We start from the raw sequence: 15,264 nt of genomic DNA, 5'->3' as shown, positions 1-15,264 counted from the left end.
TATTTTCGAGCGTGCGCACCTGGGTGTAGACTTGCTCGCTTTTTGCGCAAATAGAGAGTCGCAGGAATGAAGCCGTTCGCCTCCCGTTATCTGCTTGTTGCCGCGTTTTCCCTGATCCTGGCTGCCTGTTCCAATGCGCCGGTCGAACAGGCCACCGCACCTGCTCAAGCAGATGCCTGGCAGCAGTTGCAACAGAACATCGCCAGCAACGAGCTGGCTACCGCCGAAGACCAGCTTGCAGCACTGCAGGCCCAGTCGCCGGATGATGCACGCCTGGAGCAATACCAGCGCCAATTGGCCGAAGCTTATCTGCAACGTAGCCAGATCGTCCTGCAGAAGGGTGATGTGAACGCGGCAGCTACCGCGCTGGCCCGTGCCCGGGCCCTGATGCCGCAGGCGCCAGCGGTCACCGGCGGGGATGCCGTGACCCAGGCCCGCAAGGCCGAGCTGGAAAAGGCTGAAGCTGCGCTGAAAGCCGCCGAGGCCAAGCCCGAGGCACGCATCATCGACCCGACAGCGCCAAGTACCGTGGTGGCGTTGAAGACCACTGACAGCCGCGCGCTGCGCCGCCAACTGGACGACATTGCCGCCGATGTGGTGAGTTACCAGTGTGAGGTGGTATTCCAGGTACCGCGCACCGAGGATGCACCTTGGCTGAAGACCTTGCTGGAAAAGCGTGTGCGCAAGATTGACAGTGGGTTCGAGCTGAAGCAGAAGCATGAGATTCAGCGCTCGCTGCCGGCACAGGTGGTGCTGGTCCCGCATCAGCAGTAAAAGCTTCGCGGGTAAACCCGCTCCTACATCAGGAGCGGGTTTACCCACGAAAAGGCCTTGTCAGGCAGGAACAGCTTCAGCTGCCGCCTCCCGCTCCCACACCCGGTGGCCTTCAACCGCTTTGACAAAGGCATCCACTGCCTTCTGCTCATCCCCGAGCAACAGCCCCTTGTCCTCCTTGAGCCCCAACGCTTTCGCCAATTCCTTGGTCAGCACCAGCGCCTTCAAGTGCTTGTAACCCTCCAGCACGAAGTGCTTGGCCAATCCGCTAGCCGCCAGCGCATCCGTAGAGGCCTTGCCCGCTGGCACGATAATCCCGTCGAACATGATCGAAGGCATCCCCTCCATCGACGCCGCTACCGGTAGTTGCTTGCCATCCGCCGCCTTCACCGGCGCCGAGGTCGGCCCCAGCAGCATCGGCCGGGCACTGTGCGCTTCCAGGGCCTTGACCAGTTTGTCCACGCTGGCAGCGTCGACGCCATCGGCAACCAGCACGGCAATCTTGCGCCCCTTGATACCCACCGAACCTGGGTGGTTCATCTGGCTCAGCGCAGGCGATTGCGCCAGCTGGCTACCCTTCACCTGCACCGTACCCGCTTTCGGCGCAGGGAGGCCCAGGTTGGCCGCAACCGCCGCCGCCAGCTTCAGGTCGATGTTGGCGAGAATTTCATTCACTTCACGGGCGCGGATATGTTCACGCTCCACTTTGCCCAACTCGAAGCTGTAAGCCTTGATGATGTGCTGTTGCTCGGTCGGGCTCATGCTCTGGAAGAACAGCCGAGCCTGCGAGAAGTGATCACCGAACGACTCACTGCGCTGGCGAATCTTGTGCGCATCGATACGCTCCTGATAGCTCTCGAAGCCGCCATCTTGCGCCGCAGGTGGGGTTTCCTTCGGCCAGCCGCCGTCAATCGAGTTGGGCTCGTAGGAAGCCCGGCCCTTGTGCACAACGTGCTGGTGCAGCGCATCACGCTGATTGTTGTGGTTCGGCGCTACCGGCCGGTTGATCGGGATCTGGTGGAAGTTCGGCCCACCCAGGCGGCTGATCTGGGTATCGGTGTACGAGAACAGCCGGCCCTGCAGCAGCGGGTCGTTGGTAAAGTCGATACCTGGCACGATATGGCCTGGGCAGAACGCCACTTGCTCGACCTCGGCAAAGAAATTGTCCGGGTTGCGGTTGAGCACCATCTTGCCCAGCGGCGTGACGGGTACCAGTTCCTCCGGGATGATCTTGGTTGGGTCCAACAGGTCGAAGTCGAATTTGTGTTCGTCAGCCTCAGGCACAATCTGCACGCCCAGCTCCCATTCCGGGTAGTCACCGGTTTCGATGGCTTCCCATAGGTCACGGCGCTGGAAGTCAGTGTCCTTGCCCGCCAGTTTCTGGGCTTCGTCCCACAGCAGGGAATGCACGCCCTGGCGCGGTTTCCAATGAAACTTGACGAAGCTCGCCACGCCCTCGGCATTGATCAGGCGGAAGGTATGCACGCCAAAGCCTTCCATCATTCGAAGGCTGCGCGGGATGGCGCGGTCAGACATGGCCCACATGACCATATGGGCCGACTCCGGCACCAGCGAGACGAAATCCCAGAAGGTGTCATGAGCCGAACCGCCGGTCGGTATCTCGTTGTGTGGCTCTGGCTTCACCGCGTGGACAAAATCGGGGAACTTGATCGCATCCTGGATGAAGAACACCGGCATGTTATTGCCGACCAAGTCGAAATTGCCTTCATCTGTATAGAACTTGACGGCAAAGCCCCGCACATCTCGCACCGTATCGCCAGAACCGCGTGGGCCCTGAACCGTCGAGAAGCGGACAAAAACCGGGGTGATCTTTTCCGGATCTTGCAGGAAGCCGGCCTTGGTCAGCTCGGCGTGGTTGCCATAGCTCTGGAAGAATCCGTGTGCCCCGGTACCGCGGGCGTGCACGATACGCTCGGGGATACGCTCATGGTCGAAGTGGGTGATTTTCTCGCGCATGATGAAGTCTTCAAGCAGCGAAGGTCCGCGATCGCCCGCCTTGAGGGAGTTCTGGTTGTCAGCAATGCGCACGCCTTGGTTGGTCCGCAGCGCCTGCCCGGTCGCATCGCTGCGGTCGGCCTCCAGGCTCTGCAGCTTGACATTGGTGTTGGCCCTGTCAGGGGTCTGGGTACCGGCGGCCTCGCTGTGCTTGGGCGCATCCGTTTTCTTGCTGGGCATGATCGGCTCTCCTCATCAGTCTTAAGGCGTGCCCGTTCAGGGCTTGTTCAAGTAGTGACTGGAGGACGTTGCCGAGCGTTCAATCAGGATTACCGGTTGTCGCGATATGCCCGATGGATTGGTGCATGACGAAATAAATGCTAAGAACAGCTATGGGAAAAGGCTAAAATGCGCGACCCCAGCTAACCGCTGACCCAAATTTCAATGCGCCCCACAAGGTTCGCTACGTGATCGAGTTCCAACAGGTACATAAAACCTACCGCGTTGCCGGTAGGGAAATCCCCGCACTGAATCCGACCAGCCTGACCATCGAAGATGGCCAGGTGTTCGGCCTGATCGGCCATTCCGGCGCAGGCAAAAGCACCATGCTGCGCCTGATCAACCGCCTGGAGGAACCCTCCGGCGGCACGATCATCGTCGACGGCGAAGACGTCACCGCGTTCAACGCCAGCCAGTTGCGGGGCTTCCGCCAGCAGGTCGGGATGATTTTCCAGCACTTCAACCTGCTGGCCTCCAAGACCGTCGCCGACAACGTCGCCCTGCCACTGGCCCTGGCCGGTGAGCTGTCGCGCAGCGAAATCGACAAGCGCGTCACCGAGCTACTGGCTCGCGTTGGCCTGTCGGACCACGCCAAAAAGTACCCGGCGCAGCTGTCCGGCGGCCAGAAACAGCGCGTCGGCATTGCCCGCGCCCTGTCCACCAACCCGAAGATCCTGCTATGCGACGAGGCCACCAGTGCCCTCGACCCGCAAACCACGGCCTCGGTCCTGCAACTGCTGGCCGAGATCAACCGTGAACTGAAGCTGACCATCGTGTTGATCACTCACGAGATGGACGTGATCCGCCGTGTCTGCGACCGCGTGGCAGTGATGGACGCCGGTCAGATCGTCGAGCAAGGCTCGGTGGCCGAGGTGTTTCTGCACCCCCAGCACCCCACCACCAAGCGCTTCGTCCAGGAAGACGAGCAGGTCGACGAAGGCGAGCAGCGCGACGACTTTGCCCACGTGCCAGGCCGCATCGTACGCCTGACCTTCCAGGGCGACGCCACCTACGCACCGCTGCTGGGCACCGTGGCCCGCGAAACCGGTGTGGACTACAGCATCCTCGCCGGGCGTATCGACCGCATCAAGGATGTCCCCTATGGCCAGCTCACTCTCGCCCTGATCGGCGGAGACATGGAAGCGGCGTTCGCCCGCTTCAAGGCAGCTGACGTACATATGGAGGTACTGCGTTGATGGACGCCCTGAATTTCTTTGCCAACGTCGACTGGGCCGAAATCTGGCTGGCCACCGTCGACACCATGATCATGCTGTTCGGCTCGCTGTTCTTCACCGTGCTGCTGGGCCTGCCACTGGGCGTGCTGCTGTTCCTCTGCGGGCCAAAGCAGATGTTCGAACAGAAAGGCGTCTACGCGCTGCTGTCGCTGGTGGTCAACATCCTGCGCTCGCTGCCATTCATCATTTTGCTGATCGTGATGATCCCGTTCACCGTGCTGATCACCGGTACCTCGCTGGGCGTTGCAGGCGCCATCCCGCCGCTGGTGGTGGGTGCCACGCCGTTCTTTGCGCGCCTGGTTGAAACCGCCTTGCGTGAAGTGGACCGCGGCATCATCGAAGCCACCCAGTCGATGGGCGCCACAACCCGCCAGATCATCACCAGTGCGCTGCTGCCGGAAGCCCGTCCGGGCATCTTCGCGGCCATTACCGTAACCGCCATCACCCTGGTTTCTTACACCGCCATGGCCGGTGTGGTGGGTGCCGGTGGCCTTGGTGACCTGGCTATCCGGTTCGGTTACCAGCGTTTCCAGACCGATGTGATGGTAGTGACCGTGGTACTGCTGCTGGTACTGGTTCAAGTACTGCAGAGCGTGGGCGACAAACTGGTCGTGCATTTTTCCCGTAAGTAACCCCAATGGGGTCGGCCTGGCCGACCCGTTCGGGGGCCGTCGCGGCCCTCACAAGGAGTGATCAATGAAGAAGCTGCTTGCTGTCGCTGCCGCTGTCGCGGCCTTCTCGGCCCAGGCCGATACCCTTACCGTCGCCGCCACCCCGGTGCCGCACGCCGAGATCCTCAACTTCGTCAAACCACAACTGGCGAAAGAGGGCGTAGAGCTGAAGGTCAAGGAATTCACCGACTACATCCAACCGAACGTGCAGGTGGCCGAAAAGCGCCTGGACGCCAACTTCTTCCAGCACCAGCCTTACCTGGATGAGTTCAACAAGGCCAAGGGTACCCAGCTGGTGAGCGTGGCAGGCGTGCACATCGAGCCACTGGGCGTGTATTCGACCAAGATCAAGAAGCTGGACGAGCTGTCCTCCGGCGCCACCGTGGTCATCCCCAACGACGCCACCAACGGCGGCCGCGCCTTGCTGCTGCTGGACAAGGCTGGCGTGATCAAGCTCAAGGACAACAAGAACATCCTGTCGACCGTGAAGGATGTTGCCGAAAACCCGAAAAACGTGAAGTTCCGTGAGCTGGAAGCCGCCACCATCCCGCGCGTGCTGACCCAGGTAGATGCCGCCCTGATCAACACCAATTACGCGCTGGAAGCCAAGCTGAACCCGGAAAAAGACGCGCTGGCCATCGAGGGCAGCGACTCGCCTTACGTGAACATCCTGGTTGCCCGCCCGGACAACAAGGACTCGGACGACATGAAGAAACTGGCGGCTGCACTGCACTCGCCTGAGGTGAAGCAGTTCATCATCGAGAAGTACAAAGGCGCTGTGGTTCCGGCGTTCTGATCCGACCTATCACGCTCTATTCTTCGCGGGTAAACCCGCCCCTACACACATCGTTGTAGGAGCGGGGTTACCCGCGAAGCTTTTGGGGCTGACTCAATCCCGCTTGACCAGCCCCGGCAGCTGCGCCCCCAGCTTCTGGTTGTTGAACGGCGCCCGAATGAACCCACGCTGTCTCCCATCCGGGCCGACGATCGCCAGATTACCGCTGTGATCCACGGTATACCCCGGCTTGCTGGTATCCGCCGGAATGAACGGAATGCTCAAGGCATTGGCCAGCTTCTGGGTATCCTCGATCGACCCCGCCACGCCGACAAAGTCCTTGTCGAAATAGCCCAGATACTGCTTCAACTGGTTCGGCGTGTCGCGGTTAGGGTCCACGCTCACCAACACCACCTGCAGCCGGTCGACGGCATCCTTGGGCAGCTCGCTCTTCACCTGGCGCAGCTGGGCCAGTGTGGTCGGGCAGATGTCCGGGCAGTAGGTGTAGCCAAAGAACAGCAGCGACCATTTGCCCTTGAGGTCATCCATCTGCACCGGCTGGCCGTCCTGATTGGTCATGGTGACATCAGCCACGGCGCGGCTCTGCGGCAGCAGGATGATGCCCGCATCAATCAGCTCGGCAGGGTTGGGCTGGTCACGACCATTAAGCACCTTGTTGACGGTCAGGCCCAGGATCAACGCGACCAGGGCAACGAGGATGAAGACGGTTTTCTGGGTTCGGGTCATAGGCTCAGCAACAGGTAGTGGTCAAGAAGCAACGCGATGAACAGCGCGAACAGGTAGCCGATAGAGTACTTGAAGGTGCCGATCGCCGCGTGCGGCCGGCTGCTACGGTACAACACCCAGGCCCAACGCAGGAAGCGCAGGCCCAAGCCCAGGGCACAGGCCAGGTACAGCGGGCCACTCATGTGGATGGCATACGGGAGCAGGCTCACCGCCAGCAGGATCAGGGTGTACAGCAGGATATGCAGTTTGGTGTAGCGCTCGCCGTGGGTCACCGGCAACATCGGGATATCGGCCTTGGCGTATTCCTCCTTGCGGTGGATGGCCAGCGCCCAGAAATGCGGCGGGGTCCAGGCGAAAATGATCAGCACAAGCAGCAAGGGTTCGGCGCTGACATGGCCGCTTACCGCCACCCAGCCGAGCAACGGCGGAGCGGCACCGGCCAGGCCACCGATGACGATGTTCTGTGGCGTGGCGCGCTTGAGAAAGCCGGTGTAGAGCACCGCATAACCGAGTAATGAGGCCAGGGTCAGCCAGGCGGTTAGGGCGTTGGTGAACACCAGCAGCAGGACCATGCCCAGCAGCGCCAGGGCCAAGGCGAACAACAGCGCCGGCAGAGGCTCGACTCGGCCTTGGGCCAAAGGCCGTTTGTGGGTGCGTGCCATCAGCGCATCGATACGCCGATCCACCACATGATTGACCACTGCCGCGCCACCCGCGCACAGGCCGATGCCCAGGTTGCCGAACAACAGCACGCTCCAGCTGACGCCCGCCCGGGTGGCCAGGAACATGCCCGCCAGCGAGGTGATCAGCATCAGCACCACCACCTTCGGCTTGGTCAGCTCAAGGTAATCGCGCCAGCGAGCCCGTCGTACGCTTAGAAGCGTCGCCACGAGTCGTTCCTCATATGATGGGAAATGCCCACCCCGACCACCGGCCGCAGACGCCAGCCATGGCCGACACCCACTTGAACCTTGTCGACCACTCGAATGCGGTAGTTCACCAGCACCATGCTCAGCAGCAGCATCGCCCCGCCGGCATTGTGCGCAACAGCCACCGCCAGCGGCAGGTGGAACACGACGTTGCTGATGCCCAGGCCCACTTGCAAGGCCAGCGCCAGCAGCACCAGCCGCGCCAGGCCGGGGAGACCACAGCGGTGCAGCTTCCAGCTGAGCATAAGCAGCACGCAGGTCACCAGCAGCGCGCCCAGCCTGTGGCTGATGTGGATGGCCGTACGCGCATCACTGTCCAGCTGTCCGCCCAGGTAATTGGGGCCGACGTGCTGGGTCAGGTGGAAGCCGTTGCTGAAGTCCGCCGCTGGCCACCACCGGCCATGGCAGGTCGGCAGGTCGATGCAGGCCACGGCTGCGTAGTTGGCGCTGACCCAACCGCCCAAGGCGATCTGGCCGATTACCACCAGCAGCGACAGCGCAGCGATCCGGCGCAGGCTCAGCGGCAGTTTCGGCAAGGGCGCAAAGGCCCGGGACAGACGCAGAGACAACAGGAACAGCAAGCTCAACGTGGTAAAGCCACCCAGCAAGTGCGCAGTGACCACCTGCGGCCATAGCTTCAGGGTGACCGTCCACATACCGAAGGCTGCCTGGGCCAGCACCACACCCAGTAGCAGCATTGGCAGGCGATAAGGCTGCCCATCGCGGGCATGCCGGCGCATTGCCTGGAACGCGAGCAGGGCGATCACCACGGCCAGGCTACCGGCAAAGTAGCGGTGGACCATCTCGGCCCAGCCCTTGGCAGCTTCCACCGGGTGCTCAGGAAAGTGCAGCTCGGCATGGGCCAACTGCGCTTCACTCTTGGGCACGCTGATAAAACCATAGCACCCAGGCCAGTCGGGGCAACCGAGGCCGGCGTGGGTCAGGCGGGTATAGGCACCGAGCAGGACGACCAGCAGTGCCAGCAGGGTGGCGAACACAGCAAGGCGAAATCCAGGTCTGGCCATGGCAGGCTCCTAGCCGATGTTGGACAGCTTGAGCAGGTGGCGCAGGTCATCCAGCACATGCTTGCCGTTGACCTTGCCGTCGTAGCGCAGCACCAGGTTGCCGTGCGGGTCGACGATCCACAGCTGCGGGCCGGGCTCGACAACCTTCTGCTGGTAACGTTGCGCATCCAGCGGGTAGCGCTGCAACTGCGGGTACTCGCGGCCGAGCAGTGCCTGATAGTCGGCACTCAGCGGCTGGGCGGCGGCCAGCGCATGGCTGGCGCGGCTGGCATCACGCCCCAGCCCGATCTGAATCTGCCGAGCCAGGTACACCAGGCGCTGACAGTCTTCGGTGCAGGCCTGGGGGGCGCTTACCAGCAACTGCCAGCGCTCGCCCTGCCCCGCCACGCCGAGATCGGCACGGCTTTCCCCATTGCCAATCGTGGCGCCATGGTAGCTGCGGCCTTCCGGCACCCAGAATTTGAGCTTGTACATACTGGTGGCCAGAACCATCGGCCCAAGCACCACCAGCAGGATCAGTAACAGCTGCAAACGCCCACGGGCTCTGGGCTTGCTACGTTCAGGCACGTCCAGTGGAGTGGCGGTGGCCATGGCGTTTCTCCTTGTTTTGGTGCCAGCCGAAGTAGAGGTAGAGCAGAACCAGAGCGGTAGCCAGGGCAAACCACTGCACGGCGTAGCCCACGTGTTTTTCGGGACTCATGGCCACAACTGGCCAGTCCAGGCGATAGCTCGCAGGGCCCGGCTCCAGGCGCATTTCCTGGGCGAAGCCTTCGCGATCAAGCTGTTGCCATAGCTGCGCGGCATCGATAGCGGTCAACAGATGCGGCCATTGCCCGCCGATGGGGTCCGGGTGCAACTGGAAGGTGCTACCGGGCGCGACATACACAGAGGCATCCAGCGCCAAGGCCTGGGCAGGGGTTTCGAAGTGCACCGGCACCCGGCGGTCCAGCCATGGCAGCCAACCACGATTGATCAGCAACCACAGGCCGCTGGCTTGGTCGTGGAAGGGCTGCAGCAGCTCGACACCGGGTTTGCCGTCGCGCATGCGGTTGTCCAGCAGCACGCTGTGCTCGGCGTCGAAGCGGCCATACAAGTGCACGCGGCGGAAGGCGTTGTCTTCTTTCGAGAGGAGCTGGGCGGTGGCTATCGGCGCTTCAATCCGCCGTTCTGCATAGGTGGCCAGCAGCACGCGCTTTTCCTCGGCTCGGCCGAGTTGCCAGCAACCAAGCGCAATCAGCCCCGGCAGCAGCGCAAGCACCGCCAGCGTCGGTACCCAGCCTGGGCGAAACGGCCTCACGGGCGCCTCGCTATACTTATCCACATCACCGCATCCCCCCGGAGTAACGCCATGCTCAAGGCCGCGATTGTCCTGATGCTGTTGGCCACGATTGCCAGCCTGTTCAGTGGCCTGGTGTTTCTGGTCAAGGATGATGAAAACTCGACCCGTCTGCTCAAGGCGCTGACCATACGGGTGACCCTGGCAGCCCTGACCATAGGCCTGGTCGCCTGGGGCTTGATCAGCGGTCAACTGGTCTCCCACGCCCCTTTCTGAAGCGCTCACCCGCCCCTACAGGTTTTTTGTATTCACAACACATAGACAAAGATGAACAACCCCACCCACACCACATCGACGAAGTGCCAGTACCAACTGGCTGCCTCGAAGCCGAAGTGTTTTTCCGGGTTGAAATGCCCGCGCAGAATGCGCACGAACATCACGATCAGAATGATCGTGCCCAATGTCACGTGGGCGCCGTGAAACCCGGTAAGCATGAAAAACGTCGCACCGTAGATCCCTGAACCCAGTGTCAGCCCCAGCTTGGTATAGGCCTCGTGGTACTCGAAGGCCTGCAGTGCGATAAAGCTGATGCCCAGGACAATGGTCAGCGCCATCCAGAATTTCAGCGGGCCGCGGTGGTCACGGCGCAAGGCGTGGTGGGCAATGGTGATTGTCACACTGGAACTGACCAGCAGGATGGTGTTGATCAGCGGCAGATGCCATGGGTCGATCACTTCCTTGGGCGGCGGGAACAGCTTGGGGTCAGGAGTGTGCAGCAGCGGCCAGGTGAATTCGAACGTTGGCCACAGCATGTGCGTAACACCTTTGGCCCCTTCGCCACCCAGCCACGGCCCCGCCAGTACGCGGACATAGAACAGCGCACCGAAGAAGGCCAGGAAGAACATCACTTCGGAGAAGATGAACCAGCTCATGCCCCAGCGGAACGAGCGGTCCAGCTGCGGGCTGTACAACCCGGCGTGGCTCTCCTTGACCACTGCCCCAAACCAGCCGAACAGCATGTAGGCCAGAAACAACGCCCCCACGAAGAAAATCAGCGGCCCGTGCGAATCCGGGTGGCCCGCCTTCATGTCGTTGAACCAGGTGCCCAGGCCGAATACCGTGATGAACATGCCGATGGTGGCGATGATCGGCCATTTGCTCTGCGCCGGAACGTAGTAGTGCTCATGACTTGCCATTGCTGTTCTCCTTCCCTTAACGGGCGCCCTGGACGTCCTGCGCCGCAACGTGCGCGACCGGCGGGTGGCGAGCGGTGATGTCGAACAAGGTGTAGGCCAGTGTCAGGTGCTTCACGCTGGCCGGCAGGTCGCGGTCAACGATGAAGCGCACCGGCATCTCGATGCGTTCGCCGGGCTGCAGCACCTGCTGGGTAAAGCAGAAGCACTCGGTCTTGTGGAAGTAGGCCGCGGCCTCGGCCGGGGTAATGCTGGGTATTGCCTGCGCACTCATCGGCCGGTCGGTCGGGTTGTGGGCAATGAAGATCATCTGGTTCACCGCCCCCGGGTTGACCTCCAGCTGGTCGGCAGTGGAGTAGAAGTCCCAGACCATGTCGCTGGCATTGGTCGACATGAACTGCACCCGCACAGCACGCGTCGGGTCACTGATTTGGCTACCTTCGTATTGCCCGCCGGTCTTGCCGTTGATACCGAAGGCTTTGCACATGACGTCGTAGATCGGCACCAGCGCGAAGCCGAAGGCGAACATCACCACCGTCAGCATCAACAGGCGCGTTACCAGGCGTTTCACCGACAGGCCGTTCATGGCGGGTTCCTATTTCACTTCCGGGGGTGTCTGGAAGGTGTGGTAGGGCGCAGGCGAGGGTATCGACCACTCAAGGCCCTCGGCGCCATCCCAGGGTTTGGCCGGTGCCGGCGCGCCACCGCGGATGCACTTGATGACAATGAACAGGAAGAAGATCTGCGTGGCGCCGAACATGAACGCGCCGATCGACGACACCATGTTGAAATCGGCGAACTGCAGGTTGTAGTCGGGGATGCGCCGTGGCATGCCGGCCAAGCCTACGAAGTGCATGGGGAAGAAGGCCATGTTCATGCCGACGAACGACAGCCAGAAGTGCAGTTTGCCGAGGGTTTCGTCGTACATGTGGCCGGTCCATTTCGGCAGCCAGTAGTAGGCCGAGGCAAAGATGCCGAAAATTGCACCAGGCACCAGTACGTAATGGAAATGCGCCACCACGAAGTAAGTGTCGTGGTACTGGAAGTCTGCCGGGGCGATCGCCAGCATCAACCCGGAGAAACCACCGATGGTGAACAGGATGACAAAGGCGATGGCGAACAGCATCGGCGTTTCGAAGGTGAGCGAACCTTCCCACATGGTGCTGACCCAGTTGAATACCTTCACCCCGGTGGGCACGGCAATCAGCATGGTGGCATACATGAAGAACAACTCGCCTACCACCGGGATGCCGACCACGAACATATGGTGGGCCCAGACGATGAATGACAGGAAGGCAATGGCGCCGGTGGCATACACCATCGAGGTATAACCGAACAGCGGCTTGCGCGAGAACGCCGGGATGATCGAGCTGACCGCACCGAAGGCGGGCAGGATCATGATGTACACCTCAGGGTGACCGAAGAACCAGAACACATGCTGGAACAGCACCGGGTCACCGCCACCTGCGGCACTGAAAAAGCTGGTACCGAAGTGGATATCCATCAGCATCATGGTTACCACGCCGGCCAGTACTGGCATCACCGCAATCAGCAAGAACGCGGTAATCAGCCAGGTCCAGACGAACAGCGGCATTTTCATCAGCGTCATGCCGGGGGCACGCAGGTTGAGGATGGTGGCAATCACGTTGATCGCCCCCATGATCGAGCTGATACCCATCAGGTGGATGGCGAAGATGAAGAAGGTGACGCTGGCTGGCGCATAGGTGGTGGAAAGCGGTGCGTAGAAGGTCCAGCCAAAGTTTGGCCCTCCGCCCGGGCTGAACAGCGTCGATACCAGCAGCAGGAAGGCCGCCGGCAGCAGCCAGAAGCTGAAGTTGTTCATCCGTGGCAGTGCCATGTCGGGCGCGCCGACCATCAGCGGAATCATCCAGTTGGCCAGGCCGACGAAGGCCGGCATCACCGCGCCGAACACCATGATCAGGCCATGCATGGTAGTCATCTGGTTGAAGAATTCCGGCTCCACGATCTGCAAGCCAGGCTGGAACAGCTCGGCGCGGATCACCATGGCGAACGAGCCACCCAGCAGGAACATGATGAAACTGAACCACAAGTACATCGTGCCGATGTCTTTATGGTTGGTGGTCAGCACCCAGCGCATCAGGCCCTTGGCCGGGCCGTGCGCATGGTCGTGGCCGTGGGCGTGGTCGTCGATCACTGCACTCATGTCCTGTCTCCTGCAATCCATTGATTGCCGCGAGTAACCCGGTTCACTTGGCTTCTGCCTGCTTCAGCGCCAGCACGTCCTTCGGCGTCACCATGTCGCCTTTGTTGTTGCCCCAGGCATTGCGCTCGTAGGTGACCACAGCAGCGATGTCGACTTCCGACAGCTGCTTGCCGAAAGCGGCCATGGCCGTGCCGGGCTTGCCATGGAAGACAATGCTCAGGTGGTCTTCCTTCGGCCCGGTGGCAATCTTCGAGCCCTTGAGCGCCGGGAACATTGGTGGCAGGCCCTGACCTTCGGCCTGGTGACAGGCCACGCAGGCGGTGTGGTAGACCTTGTCGCCGCGCTCCACCAGCTCTTCCAGGGTCCATTCCTTGCTGGTCAGCTCCTTGAGCTTGGCGGCTTCAGCCTTGCGCTCGCCCAGCCAGGTGTCGTAATCCGCCTTGGACTTGACCTCGACCACCACCGGCATGAAGCCGTGGTCCTTGCCGCACAGTTCGGTGCACTGGCCGCGGTAGATGCCTGGCTTTTCGATACGGGTCCAGGCTTCGTTGACAAAGCCTGGGATGGCGTCGCGCTTGACCGCGAAGGCCGGCACCCACCAGGAGTGGATCACATCGGCAGCAGTGACCAGGAAGCGCACTTTCGCGCCCACCGGCAGCACCAGCGGCTGGTCGACTTCCAGCAGGTAATGCTCATCCTTGGGCGCCTTGTTGTGGATCTGGTCGGTGGGGGTGGCCAGGTTGCTGAAGAACTCCACGTCCTGGCCCAGGTATTTGTAGTGCCATTTCCACTGGTAGCCGGTGACCTGGACGTCGATGTCCGACTCGCTGGCGTCATAGATGTCGATCAGGGTCTTGGTAGCCGGAATGGCCATCACCACCAGAATCAGGAAGGGCACCACCGTCCAGAGAATTTCCACCCACGTGTGCTCATGGAAATGAGCGGCCTGCTGGCCAGTGGAGCGGCGGTGGATGACCATCGACCAGAACATCGCGCCAAACACCACGATGCCAATGATCACGCAGATCCAGAAGATGGTCATGTGCAGGTCGAAGACGGCGTTGGAGACTTCCGTCGCCCCTGGGTGCATGTTCACGGTCCAGGCGGCGTTTGCCTGGCCAAAAACCGACCACAACAGGAGGCCCATCCAGACATGTGGATGTCGCATCATTGCGGGTTCCCCTTCTAATTCTTGTTGTCCCGGAGGCATGGCCTGCGGCAAGAGGGAACGGCGGTCAAGACTGCATGGCTTCGACGACCGAGCCCCTGCTAAAAGCAGTCGGGCCTCATCAACGAATCACGTTCAACGGGAGTATAGACAGCGACCAATGGCACGCAATGAAGCCTGTGAAATGAACTTCATGAAATGGCCGAATGGCCGGAAAACCGCGCGCTTGACAGGTCATGGCGCAATAATGGCACGCCGATATGCCTGATAGCGCACACGTTTGCGAAGCTTATAACAAATACGTCTTAGGTATTCTGTATACCGAGCTAATTTAGTGTCTTCCGTTTGAAACGTAATGTCCCTGGAGTTGTCATGAACATCGCTGCTGTACGCGAGCAGGTAAGCCAAGCCCATCAACATGAAGGCCAGACCGGCCAATTGAAACAGCGTCTCGAGCTGCAACTGCCCCACCTGCACCCCTCGATCCAACTGCCTGAGCAGGACGCCCAGGGTACTTTGGCGCGCTTCGTCAGCGCCTACATCGATCAGGTTCCGGAATTGCTGGAGGCCGCCCACGAGGTCGCCCGCGAAGCCGGGATCGAATCGCAGATCAAACCTGTACTGAAAATCGCCGAAGCCTACTTCCTGCAGCCGCCCAGCGTGATGCAAGGGCATGTAGGCCTGGACTGCCTTCTGGATGAAGCGTACCTGGCGCACCGCCTGGTGGAAGAGGTGAATGACTTGTACATCCGCCACTTCCAGCAGCCGTTGATCCCGGTCGACACCACGGTCGCCAACCTGATTGCCCACCAGTTGATTGGCGAAAGCTTTGCCAACCAGCTGGATGAGGTGGTGCACCACTCGGTCGACGAAATGCTCAATGATGAGAGCTTTGCCGTTGAATCGGTGGAGGCTTATCGAGAGAAGCTGAGCAGCCCGGCAACTGGCGAGGCGTGGAAGCGCTGGCCGTGCCTGTCGCGTCAACTGGGTGTCGAGCTGGGTCAGCCGGCCTGATCTACCTGTCACGGCGTAGGTGCATCGGTGGTTCGGC

Annotated in this window: 16 protein-coding genes; 6 read left to right on the top strand and 10 right to left on the bottom strand. The window is 61.3% G+C overall.

The genetic code is table 11. The features are described 5' to 3' along the window. The first annotated feature begins 66 nt into the window (after positions 1-66). The gene (locus ACF8FG_RS09255) at positions 67-774 is read left to right on the top strand and encodes a PA5502 family lipoprotein (protein WP_014589251.1); all 708 of its coding nucleotides are present in this window, start codon (positions 67-69) and stop codon (positions 772-774) included. Between the two features lie 60 nt (positions 775-834). Here ACF8FG_RS09255 and katE read toward each other — a convergent pair whose 3' ends face one another. After that, positions 835-2,970 (bottom strand): catalase HPII, encoded by a 2,136-nt coding sequence (katE, locus tag ACF8FG_RS09250; protein ID WP_014589250.1) that lies wholly within the window; start codon positions 2,968-2,970, stop codon positions 835-837. 227 nt (positions 2,971-3,197) lie between these two features. On the opposite strand from katE, the gene ACF8FG_RS09245 reads away from it, so the two are divergent. The 3 genes from ACF8FG_RS09245 (at position 3,198) to ACF8FG_RS09235 (ending at position 5,711) form a co-directional block, all read left to right on the top strand. Continuing rightward, the gene (locus tag ACF8FG_RS09245) at positions 3,198-4,205 is read left to right on the top strand and encodes a methionine ABC transporter ATP-binding protein (RefSeq protein ID WP_003253013.1); all 1,008 of its coding nucleotides are present in this window, start codon (positions 3,198-3,200) and stop codon (positions 4,203-4,205) included. Continuing rightward, the gene (locus ACF8FG_RS09240) at positions 4,205-4,876 is read left to right on the top strand and encodes a methionine ABC transporter permease (RefSeq protein WP_010951513.1); all 672 of its coding nucleotides are present in this window, start codon (positions 4,205-4,207) and stop codon (positions 4,874-4,876) included. Before ACF8FG_RS09245 ends, ACF8FG_RS09240 begins: the two co-directional genes overlap by 1 nt. Positions 4,877-4,940: 64 nt before the next feature. Beyond that, the gene (locus ACF8FG_RS09235; RefSeq protein WP_019437495.1) at positions 4,941-5,711 is read left to right on the top strand and encodes a MetQ/NlpA family ABC transporter substrate-binding protein; all 771 of its coding nucleotides are present in this window, start codon (positions 4,941-4,943) and stop codon (positions 5,709-5,711) included. 93 nt (positions 5,712-5,804) lie between these two features. On the opposite strand, the gene ACF8FG_RS09230 is transcribed toward ACF8FG_RS09235, so the two are convergent. From ACF8FG_RS09230 to ACF8FG_RS09210, 5 genes are read right to left on the bottom strand one after another with little or no spacing between them, the layout of a single operon-like run. Beyond that, entirely contained in the window at positions 5,805-6,437 is a 633-nt protein-coding gene (locus ACF8FG_RS09230) for an SCO family protein (protein ID WP_003253019.1), read from the bottom strand. Next, the gene (cyoE, locus tag ACF8FG_RS09225; protein WP_014589247.1) at positions 6,434-7,327 is read right to left on the bottom strand and encodes a heme o synthase; all 894 of its coding nucleotides are present in this window, start codon (positions 7,325-7,327) and stop codon (positions 6,434-6,436) included. The genes ACF8FG_RS09230 and cyoE overlap by 4 nt, the downstream gene beginning before the upstream one ends. Beyond that, a complete protein-coding gene (locus ACF8FG_RS09220) occupies positions 7,312-8,391 on the bottom strand; it encodes a COX15/CtaA family protein (RefSeq protein ID WP_318077355.1) in 1,080 nt (359 codons plus the stop codon). Before ACF8FG_RS09220 ends, cyoE begins: the two co-directional genes overlap by 16 nt. Before the next feature lie 9 nt (positions 8,392-8,400). Beyond that, entirely contained in the window at positions 8,401-8,982 is a 582-nt protein-coding gene (locus ACF8FG_RS09215; protein ID WP_392518720.1) for a hypothetical protein, read from the bottom strand. Further along, entirely contained in the window at positions 8,951-9,688 is a 738-nt protein-coding gene (locus ACF8FG_RS09210; RefSeq protein ID WP_318077353.1) for an SURF1 family protein, read from the bottom strand. The genes ACF8FG_RS09215 and ACF8FG_RS09210 overlap by 32 nt, the downstream gene beginning before the upstream one ends. 51 nt (positions 9,689-9,739) lie before the next feature. Between ACF8FG_RS09210 and ACF8FG_RS09205 the strand changes: the two genes are divergently transcribed. Next, positions 9,740-9,943, top strand: a complete 204-nt coding sequence (locus ACF8FG_RS09205; protein ID WP_020191169.1) for a twin transmembrane helix small protein — start codon at positions 9,740-9,742, stop codon at positions 9,941-9,943. Positions 9,944-9,975: 32 nt separating this feature from the next. Here ACF8FG_RS09205 and ACF8FG_RS09200 read toward each other — a convergent pair whose 3' ends face one another. Genes ACF8FG_RS09200 through coxB form a run of 4 tightly spaced genes read right to left on the bottom strand, consistent with a single transcriptional unit; the run spans position 9,976 to position 14,216 of the window. Then, positions 9,976-10,863 carry a cytochrome c oxidase subunit 3 gene (locus ACF8FG_RS09200; protein ID WP_011953141.1) on the bottom strand — a complete coding sequence of 296 codons (888 nt, stop codon included), beginning with the start codon at positions 10,861-10,863 and terminating at the stop codon, positions 9,976-9,978. A 16-nt stretch (positions 10,864-10,879) separates the two neighbouring features. Next, on the bottom strand, positions 10,880-11,446 hold the full coding sequence (locus tag ACF8FG_RS09195) for a cytochrome c oxidase assembly protein (RefSeq protein WP_014589243.1): 567 nt from the start codon (positions 11,444-11,446) through the stop codon (positions 10,880-10,882). A 9-nt stretch (positions 11,447-11,455) separates the two neighbouring features. Beyond that, a complete protein-coding gene (gene ctaD / locus ACF8FG_RS09190; protein ID WP_014589242.1) occupies positions 11,456-13,045 on the bottom strand; it encodes a cytochrome c oxidase subunit I in 1,590 nt (529 codons plus the stop codon). A gap of 43 nt (positions 13,046-13,088) precedes the next feature. Then, positions 13,089-14,216, bottom strand: a complete 1,128-nt coding sequence (gene coxB, locus ACF8FG_RS09185) for a cytochrome c oxidase subunit II (RefSeq protein WP_019436842.1) — start codon at positions 14,214-14,216, stop codon at positions 13,089-13,091. A gap of 369 nt (positions 14,217-14,585) precedes the next feature. On the opposite strand from coxB, the gene ACF8FG_RS09180 reads away from it, so the two are divergent. Continuing rightward, positions 14,586-15,227, top strand: coding sequence for a hypothetical protein (locus ACF8FG_RS09180; protein WP_003253042.1), 642 nt, complete (start codon positions 14,586-14,588; stop codon positions 15,225-15,227). Positions 15,228-15,264 lie beyond the last annotated feature (37 nt).

Origin of the sequence: Pseudomonas sp. YQ_6, assembly GCF_043103245.1 — a bacterium.
GTDB classification, from domain to species: Bacteria; Pseudomonadota; Gammaproteobacteria; order Pseudomonadales; family Pseudomonadaceae; genus Aquipseudomonas; species Aquipseudomonas alloputida.
This window is presented reverse-complemented; position numbering and strand designations above follow the sequence as displayed.